The following is an 18,153-nucleotide window of genomic DNA, read 5'->3' on the forward strand; positions in this document are numbered from 1 at the left end:
TCAATAGGCTTTTTACTGGTTACTACGAGTAGCCTTGTTTTGACGGCCAAGGACCGCGCTCATGGATCGCCCGCCCGCCATGTTCATCGCCGACTCGCTCGGCCTCGATTTTCTCAATTCGGTGGCAACGCCAGTCGATACGCCCGTCGATTGGCTCGACGATGGCGACGGCCTGATCGATTGGCTGTCGCAAGCGAAGCTGGTGCCGGCGGAGGAGCTCGACGCGCTGAAGGCGCGTGCGAGGCCGGCTGAGCTCGACAAGGTCGCCGATCAGGCCCGCGCGTTGCGCGAGTGGTTCAGGGGCTTTGTTCTGGAGCATGCGGGTCGGCCGCTGACCGCGAAGGCGTTGCATGAGCTTGGCCCGTTGAACAGCATCCTGCAGCGCGATGAGGCGTTCCTGCAAATCGCGCCCCGCCACGGCGAGGAAGGACTTGCGCTGCAGAGGATGCGGCGTTGGCAATCGGCCGAAGCTCTGCTGCTGCCCATTGGCGAGGCGATGGCGAAGTTCGTCTGCGAGGAAGACTTTTCCGACGTGAAGGCGTGCGAGGGCCATAACTGCACGATGCTGTTCGCCGATCACACCCGCAGGCGCGCACGGCGGTGGTGCATCATGGCGGTCTGCGGCAACCGCGCCAAGCAGGCCGCACATCGCAGCCGGCTCAAGGGCAGGCAGTGACGGGCCGGAGCGTGGCCCATCCGGCAGGTCACATAGCCTTGATGCGCGCGGCGGTGCGTCGCGTCCCGGTTCCCGCGCCCCAAAATCCGCCAAATCGGTCGTCACTAAGCCGGTTTGGGGGAGGCCCTTGCCTCCCGTGGTGGGACTGCTGGATCGATGATTGATTTGAGGCGGCTAGTCGTGCTGGCAGCGGTGGCGCTGCTCGCGTTGGGCAACGGCATAGCCGTGGCCTCACCCGCCAAGTCGAAGCGCCCGGCCGTGACGGCCACAGCGCCGCCTCCGGCTCCGCCCGCCGAGCCGCTGCCGCCGCCGAAAATCTACCTGTTCCGCGGCGCCATGGGGCCGATCTTCTCGACCGGCATGGACCGGCTCAGCGAGAAACTGACGCAGGCCGGCTTCTCGGCCGACGTTTATGAATTCACGATCTGCCGGCTGATCGGCAACCGCGCCATCGCCAGCTACAAGGAGAGCCCGGCGCCGATCGTGCTGATCGGCCACTCCATGGGCGGGTTGTGCTCGGTGGTGATCTCCGAGATGGCGGCCAAGGAGAACATCCCGATCAGCCTCGTGATCGCCATCGATCCCGCGCATGCGACCGGCGACGTGCCGCTCAATGTCGAGCGCTTCATCAACATCTTCCTGTCCGATAGCGTGCTCGGCGGCGGCGACGTCGTGGCGGTGCCCGGCTATCGCGGCCATTACGCGAGCTACGACCTGAAGGAAAACAGCCGCGTCTCGCACATCAACATCGAGAAGTCCGACGACATCCATCGCCAGATCGTCGAGATGGTGGCGCAGCTGCCGCGCATTCCGCCGCAGACCCAGGCCGATGCCGTGCCGCTGCGCTATCTCGTGCCCGCCGATACGCTGGTCGAGTTGTGGGATAGCGGCGTGCGGGTGCCGGTGCGCCGCGGCGACACCATGGAGAGCATCGCCGCAGCCAATCGCGTGCCGCTGTGGACGCTCGCGCAGAGCAACTCGCTTGCAGAGAACGCGCAGCTCTCCCCGGGTCAGACCATCATCGTCCCGCGCCATCTGACGCCGCCGGAGCCTGCCGCCGCGATGGCGACGCCGCCGCCCGCCGGGCGGAAGTAAAGGAAGAGCGGTTTCAGCAGATCGAGCTCACACCAGGAGATCGTGCTGCCCATGAGGCCCGCCTGAGCCGCCCACGCCGTGAGCGCCATCGTCCAGCTGCGGAACCTCGTCCGCTGCAGCGGCGCCACCATGTCCGTAGGCATGTGCCACGCCTTCATGATGATCGGGCGGCGCCGTGAGATCGTCCACAAATGCGACGCCCGACTTCTCGATCGCCGGAGTCACGAACTTGAAGGAATCGCCCGGTCCGGACGGATGGGCCTGCGCGTTTCCGTGTGGGCCGTGCGTGTCGTCTGCCGCGGAATGAGGTTGTCCATTGGACTTGTCGGGCGTCTCCATCGAAGCATGACTGTGTTTGCTTTCTTGAGATTGATTCGAATGAGGGTTGCCGCCGTTCCCGAGGCCTTTCTGCGAGGCGATATCGAGAAGCGCACTGGCGGTATCGGCAAGGCTTACATGGCCATGAGCCTCTGCAGCCTTGCCGTTCTCTGGATGCTGGTCGATGGCAAGGAGCGCATCTGGCATGCTGAAAGCGACGACCTGATTTTGCTCCGTCATGCCGATCGCGCCGATTACGTTCGGATGGATGCTGTCGTCGGTCCGGGGTGGTTCGAAGACAAATTTGACGGGCTCGATCGATAGCGAATGGATTGCCGGTTGTGACAGGCCGGGGAGTGCTGCAGTCTCGTCCGGGGTGGAAGCGGTGATCTCGTGGCTCCACCCGCTGTGATCCCGATTGATATCGAAGGGGTAGCTCACATCGATTGCGGGCGAGCTTCCGACCAACGAAACAGAGCCGCCACTTGTCGTCGCCTCCGTGGAGGCATCGGAGGTACTCAAGGCCATGACCGCCGCATCGCCTTGCGTGGCGGCGGCCGGATCGAGGTTGTCACTCACCGCTTGGACCGGTGCCGCGGCTTGATCCACGATGAAGTCCGAGGAATCGATGGTCGCGACACCCTGGAGATGAACTTCCACCAGGCTGGAATCGCCGATCTGGAGGGTTTGATCGGTCGGATTGACATACACGATGGTTTCGTTGGCCGAGCTGTCGTAGATCCAGGCGATGGTGTGCGGCGGCACGGACGAGCTTGTCGAGCTCAATGCCAGGATCACGAATCCGAGCGCGCCGATCGCCGTCAAATCGATCTTGTCGCTTCCCGATCTGAAATCGGTGATCGTATCGAACTGGCCGGCTCTGGAATCGACCGCCGACAGATAGACGAAGACGTCATCGCCGTTGCTGCCCGTGAGATTGTCCGCACCGAAGCCGCCGATGACGGTGTCGTTCTCGTTGCTGCCGGCGATCGTGTCTTGCCCGGAGCCGCCGTAGATGATGTCGGCCCCGTTGTTGCCCTTGATCGTATCGTTGCCGGATCCGCCGTAGATGGTGTCGTTCACGCCGGTTCCGTTCAGGGTGTCGTCGCCGGCGCCGCCGTAGACGATCTGGGAAACGCTGCCGCCACCGGCGACGCTGTCGTGTCCAGGGGTGCCGAAGACGAACGGGGGATCGGAGACGACGGTCGATCCCGTCGCCAGATTGTCGAAGTCGTTGGGGTCGGCGTCGCTGGCGCCATGGATGGCGATCGTCACCTCTTGCGTGGTGCCGTCGATTGACGTCACCGTGAAATGATCGGTGATCGTGTCGCCGACATCCAGCGCGTCGACCACGGCGTTGCCGTTGTCGAGCGTATAGGTCCACAGTCCGGACGCGGTCATCGTGAAAGTGCCGTAGCCGCCGTCGCTGGCCCTGGGCGAGGTCACCGCCGTGAAGGTGTTGGCGGGATTGTCGAGGTCGGTATCGGTGAGCGTGCCGGTCGCGACTGGCGTGCCGGAAGCGATGCCGCCGGCTTCGAGCACCGAACCCGTCGTCGTTCCGGAAATTGAAGCGGCGTCATTGGTGCCGTTGATCGTGATCGTCACCAGCTGCGGCGTGCCGTCGACCGTGGTCACGGTGAACTGGTCGTTCAGCGTATTGCCGACATTGAGCGCCTGTACCGTCGCGTTGCTATTGTCGAGCGCGTAGGTCCACGTGCCAAGCGCCGTCATCGTGAAGGTGCCGAAGCCGCCCACGCTGGCCTTTGGCGTGGTGACCGGGGTGAAGGTGTTCGACGCATTGTCAGGGTCGAGATCGGTCAACGTGCCGGTCGCGGTCGGCGTGCCGGGCGTGCCATTGGCCACACCTCCGGCCTCGATCACCGCGCCGCTCGTCGTTCCGGAAATGATCGCCCCATCGTTGCTGCCGTTGATGGTGATCGTCACTGTCTGTGCGGTGCCGTCGGCCGAGGTCACCGTGAAGCTGTCTGTCAGCGTGGCGCCATTGTTGAGCGCCTGCACTGCGGTACTGTTATTGTCCAGCGTGTAGGTCCACAGGCCGGCCGCGGTGATGGTGAAGCTGCCATAGCTGTGCGCGCTTGCCGTCGGCGTATTGACCGCCACGAACGTGTTGGCGGGATTGTCGACGTCCGCGGCGAGAAGCGTGCCCGTCGCGACCGGCGTGCCGGGCGAAGTGCCGCCCGCCTCGACGACTGAACCGGTCGTCGTCCCGGAGATGATTGCGGCGTCATTCGTGCCGTTGATCGTGATCGTCACCAGCTGCGGGGTGCCGTCGATCGTGGTCACGGTGAACCGATCGATCAGGGTGTCGCCGACATTCAGCGACTGTACTGTACCGTTGCTATCGTCGAGCGTGTAGGTCCACACGCCGCCGACTGTCATCGTGAACGTGCCGTAGCCGCCCGCGCTCCTGGTCGGCGAACTGACCTCCGTGAAGGTGTTGGGCGGATTGTCGACATCGGCGTCTGTCAGCGTGCCGGTTGCGCTCGGCGCGCCCGGCGCCGAATTGGCGACGCCGCCCGCCTCCACCACTGTGCCGGCGGCGTTGCCGGAGATGATGGCAGTGTCGTTGACGCCGTGGATGTTGACGATGAAGGTTCGGCTCGTCGAGAACCCGGTGTCCGAGACCGTGATGATGAAGCTCATGGTCGTCGGCGACGACAGGGCATTGATGGCATCCGCGTTCGGAACAAAAGTGTAGGCGCCGGACGCGCTATTGAGATAGAGGGTGCCATACGCACCGGTTTGCGAGAGATCGTAGGTCTGTCCATCCAGGACCGTGGTGCCCGCCGTCCCGCCGCTGAGACCGTAGGTGAGGACGGCACCGATCGGGCTGCTGGCGGAGAAAGTGCCGGTTGTCGCGGCGAACGTGTCGTTGAATGCGATCGTGTCGATTTCGGTCGGCCCGGCAGGAACGTTCAGTGACGGCGGCGGACGTACGATCAAGGGGATGTCGGCCGGCGGCAGTGGCGGAAGCAGGTTTGGCGGCGCAGGCCCGTTATCCGGGTTGAAGTTGATGTGCTGCAGCGAGGGGGCAATGATGCCAGGTGGCGTACTGGATCCTGTCGGACCGCGCGTGAGATTGGCGAGCACGTCCTGTTGAGCTGCGTGCAGTTCCTCCATGCGAGCAGCGCTGTTGGCAACCTGACTCACGCTGACCGAGGAGCCGATCCTGTTCAGGATGACGGTTTCGCCTGGATCGTCGACGATGATGTGCCGCGGCACCCGCTCCTTGGTGATGAGCTCGAAGGAGCCGTGCTGAAGGTCTTTGTAACTGAGCGTATCGCTATCGAGATACGCGGCGTCGGGGTCCGAGCCCTGCGCTTCTTTCACCATCGAGAAAGTCAGCGCCGCCATCGTCAGGATGCCGAAGCCGGTCGCATGGGAGCGGCCGCGAACGCTGCCAAGAGGTGTGTCGACCGTCAGGGTGCAGCTGTTTGGCAGCCGACCGGCCGCGAACGCAAAGCTTCCGCTGGTGACCGCAACGACGGTCGAACGCGAAGCGCAGTCGGATTCGGAGGCGAACTCGCGCAGTTCGACGCGAGCTCCGCTGCCGACGCTGAATATGGTGCCGTCGAGAAGCCGAATCCCGATCTGCGCATCCGCAGCCGTCTCGATTACGTCATGGCGGCAGATTAGGTCGTCAATGCTGACCTGCGTGGCTGGGCCCTTCTCGCGCGTGAGGGTAATGTATCCCAACGTGCTTTGAACGATGCCGATGATCTGGAGGGGAAAAGTCTGAGTGACCCCGTTCTGGGGTCCAACGCCAAACGCAACTGACATGGCCGTAGCCTCGCGCGCCGAACAATTCCGGCTCGGCGCGGTGCCGCGGTCTTCTTGTCGGTTTTGCTACGCCGCGGGCGCAATTTTTGGCGCTAGCAACCCCAGGCCTGCACGCCGAAAACGTCTGATATGAAATGCGAACTTTATAGGTATTGCCAAGGTGATGGCAGGTTCAGCGGAGATATCTCTCCGCCACAGCAATTTGCGCTCTCAAGAAGTTGACGCTTGAGCTATGCGATATCTAGCGCACTTTCGCTGGCCAGGCAAACGGCTTGGGCTTAAGATCAAGCGCGGAAGAATTGCTTCTTCTGGAGGGCAGGTCCGTTAGGACCGACCCAGGTTGTAGATATTCACGATGCACGAATTGCGAGCTTGGTCGAAGCTCACATAGCTCCCATCAAGCGCCATGCAGATCTTCTCGGAAAGGGCGGGTCATGTGCAGGCATACGATTGCAGTTTTGGTCACTGGCTTCATTTGGGCATCGGCGAGCGTTCTCGCTGCGCCAGCGCAGGCTCAAATCAATCCCGCGACACGCGGCCCTGAGGACGTTGTGCCGAAACCCATCGGCAAGGTCGTCGCCGTTGCAGGCTCGGTCTCGATCGAGCATGCAGGTGCGGTCGTCGTTCAGGCGAAGCTCGGCGATCCGGCTGCGCAAACCAAGGTCGGCGATGTCGTGTATCTGCGCGACGTCGTGCGAACCGGGGCGGACAGTCGGGTCAGCATCAATTTCAGCGATGGCTCGTCGTTCAATCTATCGAGCAACGCGCGTATGACCCTGGACGAGTACGTGTACGAGCCGGACGGCAAGTCCAACGCAACGTTCTTCAATCTGGCCAAGGGAACGGCGACCTTTGTTGCAGGCCAGATCGCGAAGAGCGGCGATATGAAAGTCGATACGCCCGTTGCAACGATGGGGATCCGGGGCACCACGCCGCATATCGAAGTCGCGGATGACGGCGCGGTCAGGTTCTCGACTCTCATCGAAGAGGGAAAGAGCAAATTGGTGAAGAAGCGCGTGACTGCTGCAGCGCCCGAGCAGGGGAGCGGTGGTCCCAGGCTGAACATCTGCAGAGGATGCTGAAGCGGCACGGACATGACGATCAGGGCTGCCATTATCGACAGCGTAGCGCCCGTTCTCGTGCTGCTGTCGATCGGCTCGTCCGCGGTCGCGCAGCAGCCGCAGAAGAAAAGTCATCTCCAGAGCATTGCGCAGTGCAACGGTACGGACAGCATTCCGGCCCAGGTTCGGATCGCCGGCTGTACGGCGCTCATCAGTTCGGGCGATGCCAAGCCGGAGGCGCTGGCTCTGGCTTACAACAATCGCGGCAACGCCTATGCCGCCGCGGCGGAGTACGACCGCGCGATCAGCGATTTCGATCGGGCGATCGAGCTCGCCAAAGGCTATGTCAAGCCGGTCAATAATCGCGGCGTCGCCTATTTGAGGAAGGGAGCATATGAGGACGCGGTCAAGTCCTTCGACGAGGCGATCAGGCTCAACCCGGCCTATGGCAACGCCTTCGCCAACCGCGCCGAAGCCCACCTGAAGCTGAACCAGTATGATCGGGCCGCGCGGGATTTCGACGAGGCCATTCGCCTCGATCCGAACTTGACGTGGGCGCGGAGCGGACGCTGCTGGACGCGAGCGATCATCGGCGACCTGCAGGCCGGGCTCGACGATTGCGACAAGGTGATTCAGTCGGTATCCAACGATGCCGCGACATACGATTCACGCGCGCTGATCCATCTGAAGATGGGGCAGTTCGCCGCGGCCATCGACGACTACGATTCCGCGCTGCGGCTGGCGCCAAACCTGGCAAGCGCGCTCTATGGACGCGGACTTGCCAGGCTCAGGCAGGGCGACAACGCCGGCGGCGATCGTGACGTCTCGGCGGCAAAGCTCATCGACCTCAAGATCGCCGACGCGTTCGCCCGCTACGGCGTGCAGTGACGTCGGGATTGGCTCACCGAAACTCGCGTTGGCCAACTAGACGTTCGAGCCGTGGATCGCATCGACTACGGCATCCGTCACGTCCTTCGTCGTCGCCTTGCCGCCGACGTCGGGCGTCAGCACGCCGGCCGCGCAGACGCGCTCGACTGCCGCCATCAATCGGCTGGCCGCATCCTTCTCGCCGAGATGCTCGAGCATCTGCGCGCCGGTCCAGAACGTCGCGACCGGATTGGCGATGCCCTTGCCGGTGATGTCGAAGGCCGAGCCGTGGATCGGCTCGAACATCGAGGGGAAGCGGCGCTGCGGATCGATGTTGCCGGTCGGCGCCACGCCGAGGCTGCCGGCCAGCGCGCCGGCGAGATCGGAGAGGATGTCGGCGTGCAGGTTGGTGGCGACGATGGTGTCGAGGCTCTTCGGATGCAGCGTCATCCGCACCGTCATGGCGTCGACCAGCATCTTGTCCCAGGTCACGTCGGGGAATTCGCCGGCGACCTCGGCTGCGATCTCGTCCCACATCACCATGCCATGGCGCTGCGCGTTCGACTTGGTCACGACGGTCAGGAATTTGCGCGGCCGCGACTGCGCGAGCTGGAACGCATAGCGCATGATGCGGGTGACGCCGACGCGGGTGAACACCGCAACCTCGGTGCCGACCTCCTCAGGCAGGCCCTTGTGAGCGCGGCCGCCCATGCCGGCATATTCGCCTTCCGAGTTCTCGCGCACGATCACCCAGTCGAGATCGCCGACGCCGACATTGCGCAGCGGCGAGGCGACGCCGGGCAAAATCTTGGTCGGCCGCACATTGGCGTATTGGTCAAAGCCCTGGCAGATCGGCAGGCGCAGGCCCCACAGCGTGATGTGGTCGGGGACATCAGGCGCGCCGACCGCGCCGAAATAGATCGCGTCGAACTTCTTCAGCTCAGTGAGGCCGTCCGCCGGCATCATCACGCCGTGCTTCTTGTAATAGTCCGAGCCCCAATCGAATGTCTTGACGTTGAAGGCGAGATCGCCGCTGCGTTTTGCCAGAGCCTCCAGCACGCGGACGCCGGCCGAGATCACCTCGGGGCCGATGCCGTCGGCGGGAATGGCTGCGATCGAATGGGTGCGCATGGGAAGGCTCCGTTTGAGAGATCAGTGGGATTGCGGGACGGGTTCGACGGGCGCGGTTTTCGCGCGCGACAATAGCAGGGTCAGGACGGCGGAGAGAACGAGCAGGCCACTGACGAAATAGAGACCGCCGACAAAGCTGCCGGTCTGGTCCTTGATCCAGCCGATCATGGCGGGGCCGACGAAGCCGCCGAGATTGCCGATCGAGTTGATGGTGGCGATCCCGGCCGCGGCCGCAGGGCCGGACAGGAACAACGTCGGCATGCTCCACAGCGGCGGTTTTGCCGAGGAGATGCCGATGTTGACGAGCGCGAGCGCAACCAGCACGGCGACGACGCCGGTCGCAAGGCCAGCATAGGCGAGCCCGGCTGCCGCGATCAGGCAGGCCCACACGACGTGCCAGGTGCGCTCGCCGGTGCGGTCCGAATGCCGCGCCCACAGGATCATGGCGACGACGGCGGCGGTCGCCGGCAGCGCATTGAGGAAGCCGACCTGGAGCGAGGACAGGCCGAACTGCTTGATGATCTGCGGCGCCCAGACGCCGAGCGTGTAGAGGCCGGCCGAGGTGCCGAAATAGATCAGCGACAGCGCCAGCACGCGCGGATCGGCGAGGCCCCGCCAGATGCTGTGGCTCGCGGTCGCGGCCTTGCTGGTGGTCTCGACATTCATGGTCTCGACCAGCCAGCGGCGCTCGTCATCAGTGAGCCATTTCGCTTTCTCCGGGCGGTCGGTGAGGAAGCCGAGCACGACGAAGCCGAGCAGCACGGCCGGCAGCGCCTCCAGCACGAACAGCCATTGCCAACCCCTGAAGCCGAGCAGTCCGTCCATCTCCAGCAGCGCGCCCGAGATCGGCGAGCCCAGCACCGTCGAGAGCGGCGCCGCCGCCATGAACAGCGCGGTCACCGCGGCGCGCTGCCGCGCCGGGAACCAGTAGGAGAGGTAGAGGATGATGCCGGGAAAGAAGCCGGCCTCCGCAACGCCGAGCAGGAAGCGCAGGATGTAGAAGCTGGTCGGCCCTTGCACGAACGCCATCGCGGCCGAGACCAGGCCCCAGGTGATCATCACCCGCGCGATCCAGATCCGCGCGCCGATCTTGTGCAGGATGATGTTGGAGGGCACCTCGAACAGGAAATAGCCCCAGAAGAAGATGCCGGCGCCGAAGCCGTAGACCGCGGGTGACAGACCGATGTCCTTGTTCATCGTCAGCGAGGCGAAGCCGATATTGACGCGATCGATGAAGGCCACGAAGTACAGCAGCATGATGAAGGGAACGATGCGCCAAGTGATCTTGCGCAGCACGCGCGTCTGAATCTCGCTCGCCACCCTGGCCTCCTCGGTTCCGGCTTGTTGTTGTGTCGGCGGACCCAAGGGGCCCTGCCTGCAACAAGCCTAGGCGGGGGAAGCCGAGGGACTCAATCGGCGCTAGTTTATACAAAAAAATGATATAATCCTCGCCAGGCGAGACGAGAGGATCCGGAATGGAATTGCATCAGCTTCGATGCTTCGTGGCGGCAGCCGAACAACTACATTTCGGCCATGCGGCGCAGCAGCTCCAGATGCTGCCCTCCGCGCTCGGCCGCCAGATCAGGCTGCTGGAGGAGGATCTCGGCACACGGCTGTTTGCGCGAACCACGCGCGCGGTGTCGCTCACCGAGGATGGTACCACGCTGCTGCGCGATGCCCGCGCCATCCTCGCCAAGGTCGAGGCGGTCGAGAACAACTTACGCAACCGCTCGCGTGCGGGGGCCGCGCGGCGGCTGCGGATCGGCGCCATCGACAGCGCGGCGGCCGGGCTCCTGCCGCCGCTGCTGCGCGACTTCCGCGACAAGCATCCCGACATCGCGGTGCAGCTGCTCGAGGACAAGACGGTCCGGCTGCTGCCGAAGATTTTGACCGGCGCGCTCGATCTCGCCTTCGTCCGCCCGCCCGACAGTGCGGACAAGCGTCTCGAATTCCGCGACCTGCTCCAGGAGACCGCCATCGTGGCGTTCCCGCAGCGGCATGCGCTGGCCGAGCGAAAGTCGATCACGCTGGCGCAGATCGCCGACGAGGCGATGTTGGTGCCGGACCGCCGCTCGCGGCCGCACAGCCACGACCTCACCATCAAGCTGTTCGAGCAGGCCGGCCGCACGCCGCGCATCGTGCAGGTCGCCGACGAGAAGCAGACCATCATCAACCTGGTCGCAGCGAAGCTCGGCGTCGCCATCGTGCCGCGCTGGACCACGCGAATGGCGGTCTCGGGCGTGCGCTTCGTGCCGCTTCGGCCGAAGCAGGGCGGCCCGGTCGGCCGGCTGCCGCTCGCCGCCGCCTGGCTGCGCGGCTCGCGCGATCCGGCCCGCGATGCCATGCTGGCCGTGCTGGAGGCGCGCCTACGCAGCTATGCGCGGGAGGCTTGAGAGGCTATGACATCGGCCTGGACAGAAGGTGATGCGATGACGGATCAGAAAGCTTCGAGCGAATTGCGGGTGGCCATCGCGGGCCTGGGCTCGATCGGCACCAAGGTTGCGGCCGCGCTCGATCAGGGCATCGAGGGCCTGTCGCTCTCGGCGGTGGCCGTGCGCGATCCTGCCAAGCATCAGGCCTTCATCAACGGCCTGCGTCGCTCGCCGAAAATCCTGCCGCTCGACCGGCTCGGCGACGCCGCCGACATCGTGGTCGAATGCGCGCCGAGCAGCCAATTGCGTGCGATTGTCGAGCCCGCGGTGAAGCGCGGCAGGGCCGCGGTCGTGGTCAGCATCGGCGGGCTGCTCGACAATTTCGATCTGGTCGATCTCGCCCGCGCCAATGGCGGCCGCATCATCGTGCCGACCGGCGCGCTGATCGGCCTCGATGCCGTCAACGCCGCCGCGGTCGGCACCATCCATTCGGTGAAGATGGTGACGCGCAAGCCGATCGACGGACTGAAGGGCGCGCCCTTCATTGTCCAGAACAGCATCGACATCGACAATCTGCGCGAGCCGCTGAAACTGTTCGAGGGCAGCGCGCGCGAGGCGGCGAAGGGCTTTCCGGCGAACGTCAACGTCGCCGTCGCGCTGTCGCTGGCGGGCATCGGCCCCGATCGCACCCGGATGCAGGTTTGGGCCGACCCGACCGTGACGCGCAACGTTCATCGCGTCGAGGTCGAGGCGGATTCGGCGCGCTTCTCGATGTCGATCGAGAACATCCCGTCCGAGAATCCCAAGACCGGACTGATCACCGCACTGTCCGTGATCGCGCTGCTGCGCAAGCAGCGCGCCACGTTGTGTGTGGGGACGTGATGGGTTGAGGCTTAATTTGCCTGTACGGCGGTGCGCTCTATCACCGTCATCCTGAGGCGCTTGCTTTGCGGCGCAGATGCGCCGCAGAGCAAGCCTCGAAGGATGACGGCCCGGCTGCATCGCGGCCGTTCATCCTTCGAGGCTCCCCACGTGGCGCGTTGCGCCACGTGTCTCGCACCTCCAGCGACGAGCGCTATGCGCTCGCGCGGGGATGACGGAACGAATATGCGATCGCCGTGGCGCCTATCTCCACATATTTCGTCTCACGCGCCCGTCACGCGCCAGATCACGTTGCCGACGTCGTCGGCCATCAGCAGCGACTTCTTGTCGGGGCCGATCACGACGCCGACCGGGCGGCCGTAGGATTCCTTCTCGTCCGGGGACAGGAAGCCCGACAGGATGTCGCGACCGGGGCCGGAGGGCTTGCCGTTCTCGAACGGGATGAACACCAGCTTGTAGCCGGACAGCTTGCTGCGATTCCACGAGCCGTGCTGGCCGATCACCATGCCATCGGGGAAGCCGGGCAGGGTGCCCGCCGGCATCCAGCACAGGCCGAGCGAGGCGGTGTGGCCGCCCAGCGCATAGTCCGGTTGAATCGCCTTGGCGACCATCGCCGGATCCTGCGGCACGCGGTCGTCGACCGTCTTGCCCCAGTAGCAATAGGGCCAGCCGTAGAAGCCGCCGTCGCGCACCGAGGTGAGATAGTCGGGCGGCGTCTCGTCGCCGAGCCCGTCGCGCTCGTTGACGACGGTCCAGAGCACGCCTGTGTTCGGCTCCCAGGCAAGACCGACCGGGTTGCGCAAGCCCGCGCCAAAAATGCGATGCGTGCCGGCGGCGAGATCGAGCTCGTAGACCGCGGCGCGGCCTTGCTCAACCTCCATGCCCATCTCGGCGATGTTGCTGAGCGAGCCGACACCGGCATAGAGCTTCTTGCCGTCGGGGCTCGCGAGCAGGCTGCGCGTCCAGTGCCCGGCCGGCTTGAAGGTGGTCAGCCGCTTGCCCGGCGCAGTGATGCGGTCGGCATTGGCGACGTAAGGAAAGGCCATCACGCCGTCGGTGTTGCCGACGTAGAAAATGTCGCCGACCAGCGCCATGCCGAACGGCTGGTTGAGATTCTCCATGAAGGCGCCACGCACTTCGGCGACGCCGTCACCGTCCTTGTCGCGCAAGAGCGTGATGCGGTTGGCGGAGACGCCGAGTGCGGCGGCGCGTCGCATCGTCGCCTGCATCGCGTAGTGAAACACGCTGCGCGGAGCACCTGCGATCTGGGTTGCCTCCGCAATCAGGACGTCGCCGTTGGGTAGCACCTCGATCCAGCGCGGATGGTCGAGGCCGGTTGCGAACGCATTGACCTTGAGCCCGGGCGCGACGGTCGGCTTCTGGCCCTCGTTCCAGCCGCGCGCGGTCGGCATCTTCAGCGTCGGGATCGCGCCCTGCGGCTTGGCTTCGGGAATGGCGGGCGTCTGGCCCCAGGCGGGCGGCGGCTCGGTGCCCGAGAGCTTGCGCCATTGCAGCGCGATGCCGCCGAGGAGGGCAACGAACTGCGCGAAGATGCTGGAAAAGGTCATGAGAAGCCCCTGTCGAACTCTGAGGCACCGTCCACGGCGGATCGCCCAAAACCCCGCGCGGGCTCAGGCCTGATCGTCGACCTCTCCAGATCCACGATAGAATGTCGTCGTGCCTCGTTGCGCGCGCATCCAACTGGCTGGCGGTAAAAAGGTCAACCTATGTGGGCCCGCTTCGGGCCGTTTATGGCGCAAATGGCAGCAAGCCGAATTTGCATGGCAAGCTCCATCACCGTCATCCTGAGGTGCGAGCTCTTGCGAGCCTCGAAGGATGAGCGGCCCGGCTGCATCTCGGCCGTGCATCCTTCGAGGCTCGGCTCGCGATGCATGCGCATCGCAAACCTCGCGCCTCCAGCGACAATGGCTTCGCCATTGCGCGGGGATGACGGGATTAGCAGCAACGCTGCGTAGCCGTATGGAGACTGCCGTGGCCCGGATGAGCGAAGCGATATCCGGGGCGACTGGTCCCGCATGTCGCTGCGCTCATGCGGGCTACGAGCGCTGCTACACGCTCACCGCGGCGAGGTGAACGGAATGATCATCGGCACGCGGCGGCAATAGGCGCCGTAGGCGTCCTCGCCGAGCTCCTTCGACAGGAACACCTCTTCCATCCGGCCCTTCTGCCACATGCCGAGCGAGATCAGGATCGCGCCGAGGATCGTCGTGACCAGGCCGATTGCGATGCCGGTGACGAGCATGCCGAAGATCAAGCCGGTGTAGATCGGATGGCGCACGATGCCGTAGGGGCCGGTGTCGATGACGCGATGGTCTTCCTTGTGGGTGATGGTGTTGGACCAGAACTTTCCGAGATGCAGCCGGCCCCACCAGGCGAAAGCGATGCCGGCGATCGAGAGGATCGCGGCGACGGTGACACCGGTATTGCCGGGCACCCAGAGCGGCTTCCAGCCCAGGAGCTCCGCAACAAACGGCGTGTACAGGATGCCGCCGACCAGGATCGGCAGGCTGTAGCGCTGCGACTCCAACGTCATGACCTGCTTCTTGGTCCGGCCCTGCCAGAACGAGGCGCCGACCCAGCTGAGGAGAAAGGCGAGCCAGATCAGGGCCAGGAGTTCGGTCGGCCAGGCCGTGGTCCAGCCACCCCAGGCGACAGAGAGAAGCTTGCTGAAATCGAAGGACATGAAGGTTCTTTGCGTTGGGCGGCGGCTTCAGCCCGCGCGCGAGGACAGCGCGTGATGCTCGATGGCGCCGGAGGGCTGCTGGCCGTTGCGGGCGAGCAGATGGGTGATGGTTTCGCGCAGGACCGGCTCGATCGGGCGCGGCGAATAGCCGAGCTCGTTACGGGCCTTGCCGATCGAAAGATCGCTCGCGGCAAGCGCGATGCGCACGCCCTCGGCGGTGCCGTTGGGCGGCCGGCGCGTGAAGTTGTCGGACAAATATTCGAGCATGATGCCGGAGAGCTCGGCGATCTTGCCGGGCACGACGACCGGGAACTGGCGGCGGCCGCTCATCGCCGACATCATCCGCAGGATATTGCCCAGCGGCACGCAGTCGCCGCCGAGGATGTAGCGCTGGCCGATGCGGCCGCGCTCCATGGTCAGCACGAGGCCCATGGCGACGTCGCGGACGTCGACCAGATTGACCAGGAAGTTGAGATGCGGCTGCACCTTCTTCTGCAGGAAGTACCAGAGCATCGCCGTCGGCGGCGTCAGATTGTGGTCGGCGGCCCCGATCGGCATGGTCGGCGTGCCGATCACCAGCGGAAAGCCCTCGGCCGCAGCCTTGGCGGCATGATGCTCGGCGAGCGACTTCGACCGTGTATAGGCGCCCGGCATCGCCTCGGCCGGCTGCAGCGCCTCTTCGGCCGGAGCGCCTTTGAGGTCGGTATAGGGGAACAGGATCGATTCCGTCGAGCAGTGCAGGAAGCGCGACACGCCGTGCTTCATCGCGGCCGCCAGCACGACCTCGGTGCCGCGGCAATTCACGTCGTGGAAGTCCTGCTTGTTGGCGACCCACATGCCGGGCAGACCGGCGAGATGATACACCTGATCGACGCCGGACAGCGCGGTATCGACCGCGGCGCAGTCCAGCACCGAGCCATGAACATAGTCGACGTCGGCGTTCGGCGCGGCCGGCGGACGAACATCGAGAACGCGCACCCGCTGCCCACGGGCGCGGAGCGATTCTACGAGATGATGTCCGATGAAACCGCTGCCACCGGTAACCAGTACGAGAGCCATGAAGAAGGTTTGCTGTTTCGCTTCTGGAGCTATCGGGTTGAAAGGGAATTGGTCGGAAGAGGCGCCAGAATCGCGGCAAGGTCGCGACGGAAGCCCAGTGCAATGAATAATTTTGCCATGACAAACATCGGTCCCAGCAAAAGATGCGAGGGAAACGTGAACAGCGAGGCCTCGCGCCCCTCAAAAACCTTGTGGCCGATGGCCTGCGCGGCGAAGCCGAGCGCGACCAGGGCGGCAAAAATCGCCCACATCGTCACGGTGCTGACTTGCGCCGCAATGGTCGACGCGATCGAGAACAGCACGATGGAGACCGCCAGAATGCCGGCCCCGAGCGCCAGATCGAGCAGCAGCCAATAGATCAGGACCGGCAGGGCCAGGATCACCGCCAGGCTGACCTCGGACCCGAACAGCGGGACCTTCACCAGCGTCAGCGGCATCACCGCGCCGGTGAACAGCAGGAGGATGCCCACCACATGCATCGCCGTGTTCCGGGGATCGCGATGGTACTCGACATAAACGGCAAGTTGGCGTTGAAAAAAGCCACCCATCTTGGTCTCATGCAGAACGGGGTCGGGGAAGGACGAACAGAGCCTATAGCACCTGATAGAGCAGTGCACAAACCGGCACTATTGTCGCGCAAGACCATACCGTCGCGCTGTGCGACAGATCACAAAACGGTCAGGACTTCAAAGGGTTCCGTCGGACGCCTGGGAGCGTCTGCTTACCGCTTCTTGGCGGGCTTTTTCGCCGCAGGCGCAGGTGCCGCAGCCGGATGCGCGGGGGCGTCCTCGGGCACCTTCGCATAGGTCAGGATTTGCAACTGGCCGTTGACGGCCGAGGTCGGCTTGGCCCGGTCGAGAAACTGCTCCTCGCCGAGCCCGATCGGATGCAGTCGTTTGGTCGAGATCTTGAACGTGTTCACCAGCACGTCGCGGATCGCATCGGCGCGACGCTGGCTCAGGATCGCGTTGGCCTCGCGCGTCTTCGAATTGGATTCGACGTGGCCGACGATCAGGAAGGTGTAGGGCAGCAGCGAGGAGTGAACCAGCGCGTCCGCGATGCGGCCGACGGTCTGGTAGGACGCCGGCTGGATGATCGGCGTGTCGGCATCGAACTGGATCTGCGCGTTGAAGGCGGACAGCTTGGCGAGATCGGGCGCGATCGGCGGCCGGTTCACCGGACCCGGATCGTTCTTGATCCTGGCCTTGGCGCGCTCCATCACCTGCTGCTTCAAGGCGGGAAGATCGACCTCGCCGGCCTCTTCGAAATGGTTCAGCTTGCCGACGATGTCGTCGCGGGTCGGCGCCGCCGTCTGTGCGCTTGCGGCGCCCGCAAGCAAGACGAGACCGAGCGCGACGCATAGTCCGACGCTGGAAAACCCCTTGGCACGCATCAGCGATACCCCGCATCGTCGACGGCCTTCAGGCAGTTGTTGCTGATGCCCTTGGGCGTCGAGACCAGGCAGGGGATCGACTTGCTGGTCTCCTTGGTCGAGCCGCCGCAGACCTTGACGATCTCGCGCTGACAGGCGTTCGCCACCGTGACGCGCGCGGCGACGCGCTTCTGGATCGCGTCGAAGACGCCGAGATAGTCGCTCTGGCACTGCGGCGAGAGCACGTCGCGGTTGCGCGACAGGCACTCCTTCAGCCGGGTCGAGTCCGGATTGACGCCGCGGCAATTGGCGACGATTTCCGCGCCGCAGCTCGCTGCCAGCTTCCCGATCGAATCGCCAAAGCTCATGGTTTCCGCCGCCGCAAGCGACGGCATAACCAATGCCAGCACGATCAATGTGATGGAGCCCCGGACCATGGGTTTATCTGATACGGGGAAGTTCGCGGGGGTCAAGGGCTGTTCGGGGGAGAACTGTCGAGAGTCCGGCAAGTGCGGCGAACAGTCCTCACTCGGGATCGGCGAGGGGCGGCCATTCGATCAGGACGGCCGTGTGGTTCCTGAGGTCGTCGGCCAATTCAGGGTCGGCCTTGAGCTCCTCCAGCGTCCTCGGCGGGGGAAGCTGGCGGCCATCCTCCGTCAACTCCTGAGCATAGAATGCGAGCGCCTCGGGCGCATTCTCCAGGGCCTCATCGACGTCGTCGCCGCCGGAGATGCAGCCGGGCAGATCCGGAAACCACAAGCTGACGTCGTCCGGGCCGGCGTCCTCGATGATGGCGACGTAGTGGGCCATACCGG

Annotated in this window: 16 protein-coding genes; 6 read left to right on the forward strand and 10 right to left on the reverse strand. The window is 64.7% G+C overall.

Translation table 11 applies throughout. The features are described from left to right. Positions 1 to 61 precede the first annotated feature (61 nt). Together N2603_RS12545 and N2603_RS12550 are read left to right on the forward strand one after the other, a co-directional pair. Positions 62 to 676, forward strand: coding sequence for a CGNR zinc finger domain-containing protein (locus N2603_RS12545; RefSeq protein WP_260389006.1), 615 nt, complete (start codon positions 62 to 64; stop codon positions 674 to 676). 156 nt (positions 677 to 832) lie between these two features. After that, entirely contained in the window at positions 833 to 1,771 is a 939-nt protein-coding gene (locus tag N2603_RS12550; RefSeq protein WP_260389007.1) for a LysM peptidoglycan-binding domain-containing protein, read from the forward strand. 27 nt (positions 1,772 to 1,798) lie between these two features. On the opposite strand, the gene N2603_RS12555 is transcribed toward N2603_RS12550, so the two are convergent. Further along, positions 1,799 to 5,890 (reverse strand): VCBS domain-containing protein, encoded by a 4,092-nt coding sequence (locus tag N2603_RS12555; RefSeq protein ID WP_260389008.1) that lies wholly within the window; start codon positions 5,888 to 5,890, stop codon positions 1,799 to 1,801. A 551-nt stretch (positions 5,891 to 6,441) separates the two neighbouring features. Here N2603_RS12555 and N2603_RS12560 point away from each other — a divergent pair. Further along, positions 6,442 to 6,972 carry a FecR family protein gene (locus tag N2603_RS12560; protein WP_260389009.1) on the forward strand — a complete coding sequence of 177 codons (531 nt, stop codon included), beginning with the start codon at positions 6,442 to 6,444 and terminating at the stop codon, positions 6,970 to 6,972. 12 nt (positions 6,973 to 6,984) lie between these two features. Next, the gene (locus N2603_RS12565; RefSeq protein ID WP_260389010.1) at positions 6,985 to 7,839 is read left to right on the forward strand and encodes a tetratricopeptide repeat protein; all 855 of its coding nucleotides are present in this window, start codon (positions 6,985 to 6,987) and stop codon (positions 7,837 to 7,839) included. A gap of 36 nt (positions 7,840 to 7,875) precedes the next feature. Here N2603_RS12565 and N2603_RS12570 read toward each other — a convergent pair whose 3' ends face one another. Together N2603_RS12570 and N2603_RS12575 are read right to left on the reverse strand one after the other, a co-directional pair. Continuing rightward, positions 7,876 to 8,949, reverse strand: a complete 1,074-nt coding sequence (locus tag N2603_RS12570; protein ID WP_260389011.1) for a tartrate dehydrogenase — start codon at positions 8,947 to 8,949, stop codon at positions 7,876 to 7,878. Between the two features lie 21 nt (positions 8,950 to 8,970). Then, positions 8,971 to 10,269, reverse strand: a complete 1,299-nt coding sequence (locus tag N2603_RS12575; RefSeq protein WP_260389012.1) for an MFS transporter — start codon at positions 10,267 to 10,269, stop codon at positions 8,971 to 8,973. A 155-nt stretch (positions 10,270 to 10,424) separates the two neighbouring features. Between N2603_RS12575 and N2603_RS12580 the strand changes: the two genes are divergently transcribed. Both N2603_RS12580 and N2603_RS12585 read left to right on the forward strand, forming a co-directional pair. Continuing rightward, positions 10,425 to 11,342 carry a LysR family transcriptional regulator gene (locus tag N2603_RS12580; RefSeq protein WP_260389013.1) on the forward strand — a complete coding sequence of 306 codons (918 nt, stop codon included), beginning with the start codon at positions 10,425 to 10,427 and terminating at the stop codon, positions 11,340 to 11,342. A gap of 36 nt (positions 11,343 to 11,378) precedes the next feature. Beyond that, positions 11,379 to 12,203 (forward strand): aspartate dehydrogenase, encoded by an 825-nt coding sequence (locus N2603_RS12585; protein ID WP_260389014.1) that lies wholly within the window; start codon positions 11,379 to 11,381, stop codon positions 12,201 to 12,203. Between the two features lie 263 nt (positions 12,204 to 12,466). Here N2603_RS12585 and N2603_RS12590 read toward each other — a convergent pair whose 3' ends face one another. The 7 genes from N2603_RS12590 to N2603_RS12620 all read right to left on the reverse strand — a co-directional run bounded on the left by N2603_RS12590 (position 12,467) and on the right by N2603_RS12620 (position 18,148). Beyond that, the gene (locus tag N2603_RS12590; protein WP_260389015.1) at positions 12,467 to 13,771 is read right to left on the reverse strand and encodes a PQQ-dependent sugar dehydrogenase; all 1,305 of its coding nucleotides are present in this window, start codon (positions 13,769 to 13,771) and stop codon (positions 12,467 to 12,469) included. 509 nt (positions 13,772 to 14,280) lie between these two features. Next, on the reverse strand, positions 14,281 to 14,907 hold the full coding sequence (locus tag N2603_RS12595) for a methyltransferase family protein (RefSeq protein WP_260389017.1): 627 nt from the start codon (positions 14,905 to 14,907) through the stop codon (positions 14,281 to 14,283). A gap of 27 nt (positions 14,908 to 14,934) precedes the next feature. Continuing rightward, positions 14,935 to 15,966 carry an NAD-dependent epimerase/dehydratase family protein gene (locus tag N2603_RS12600; protein ID WP_260389018.1) on the reverse strand — a complete coding sequence of 344 codons (1,032 nt, stop codon included), beginning with the start codon at positions 15,964 to 15,966 and terminating at the stop codon, positions 14,935 to 14,937. A 29-nt stretch (positions 15,967 to 15,995) separates the two neighbouring features. Continuing rightward, positions 15,996 to 16,514, reverse strand: coding sequence for an Mpo1 family 2-hydroxy fatty acid dioxygenase (locus N2603_RS12605; RefSeq protein WP_018640898.1), 519 nt, complete (start codon positions 16,512 to 16,514; stop codon positions 15,996 to 15,998). Positions 16,515 to 16,687: 173 nt separating this feature from the next. Then, positions 16,688 to 17,359: an OmpA family protein gene (locus N2603_RS12610; RefSeq protein ID WP_260389020.1), complete on the reverse strand. Its 672-nt coding sequence runs from the start codon at positions 17,357 to 17,359 to the stop codon at positions 16,688 to 16,690. Beyond that, positions 17,359 to 17,775, reverse strand: a complete 417-nt coding sequence (locus tag N2603_RS12615; RefSeq protein WP_018640896.1) for a hypothetical protein — start codon at positions 17,773 to 17,775, stop codon at positions 17,359 to 17,361. The genes N2603_RS12610 and N2603_RS12615 overlap by 1 nt, the downstream gene beginning before the upstream one ends. Before the next feature lie 88 nt (positions 17,776 to 17,863). Continuing rightward, positions 17,864 to 18,148, reverse strand: a complete 285-nt coding sequence (locus N2603_RS12620; RefSeq protein WP_260389021.1) for a type II toxin-antitoxin system HicB family antitoxin — start codon at positions 18,146 to 18,148, stop codon at positions 17,864 to 17,866. Between the last annotated feature and the right edge of the window lie 5 nt (positions 18,149 to 18,153).

The sequence above is a fragment of the Bradyrhizobium huanghuaihaiense genome (assembly GCF_025200885.1).
Classification (GTDB): Bacteria; Pseudomonadota; Alphaproteobacteria; order Rhizobiales; family Xanthobacteraceae; genus Bradyrhizobium; species Bradyrhizobium huanghuaihaiense.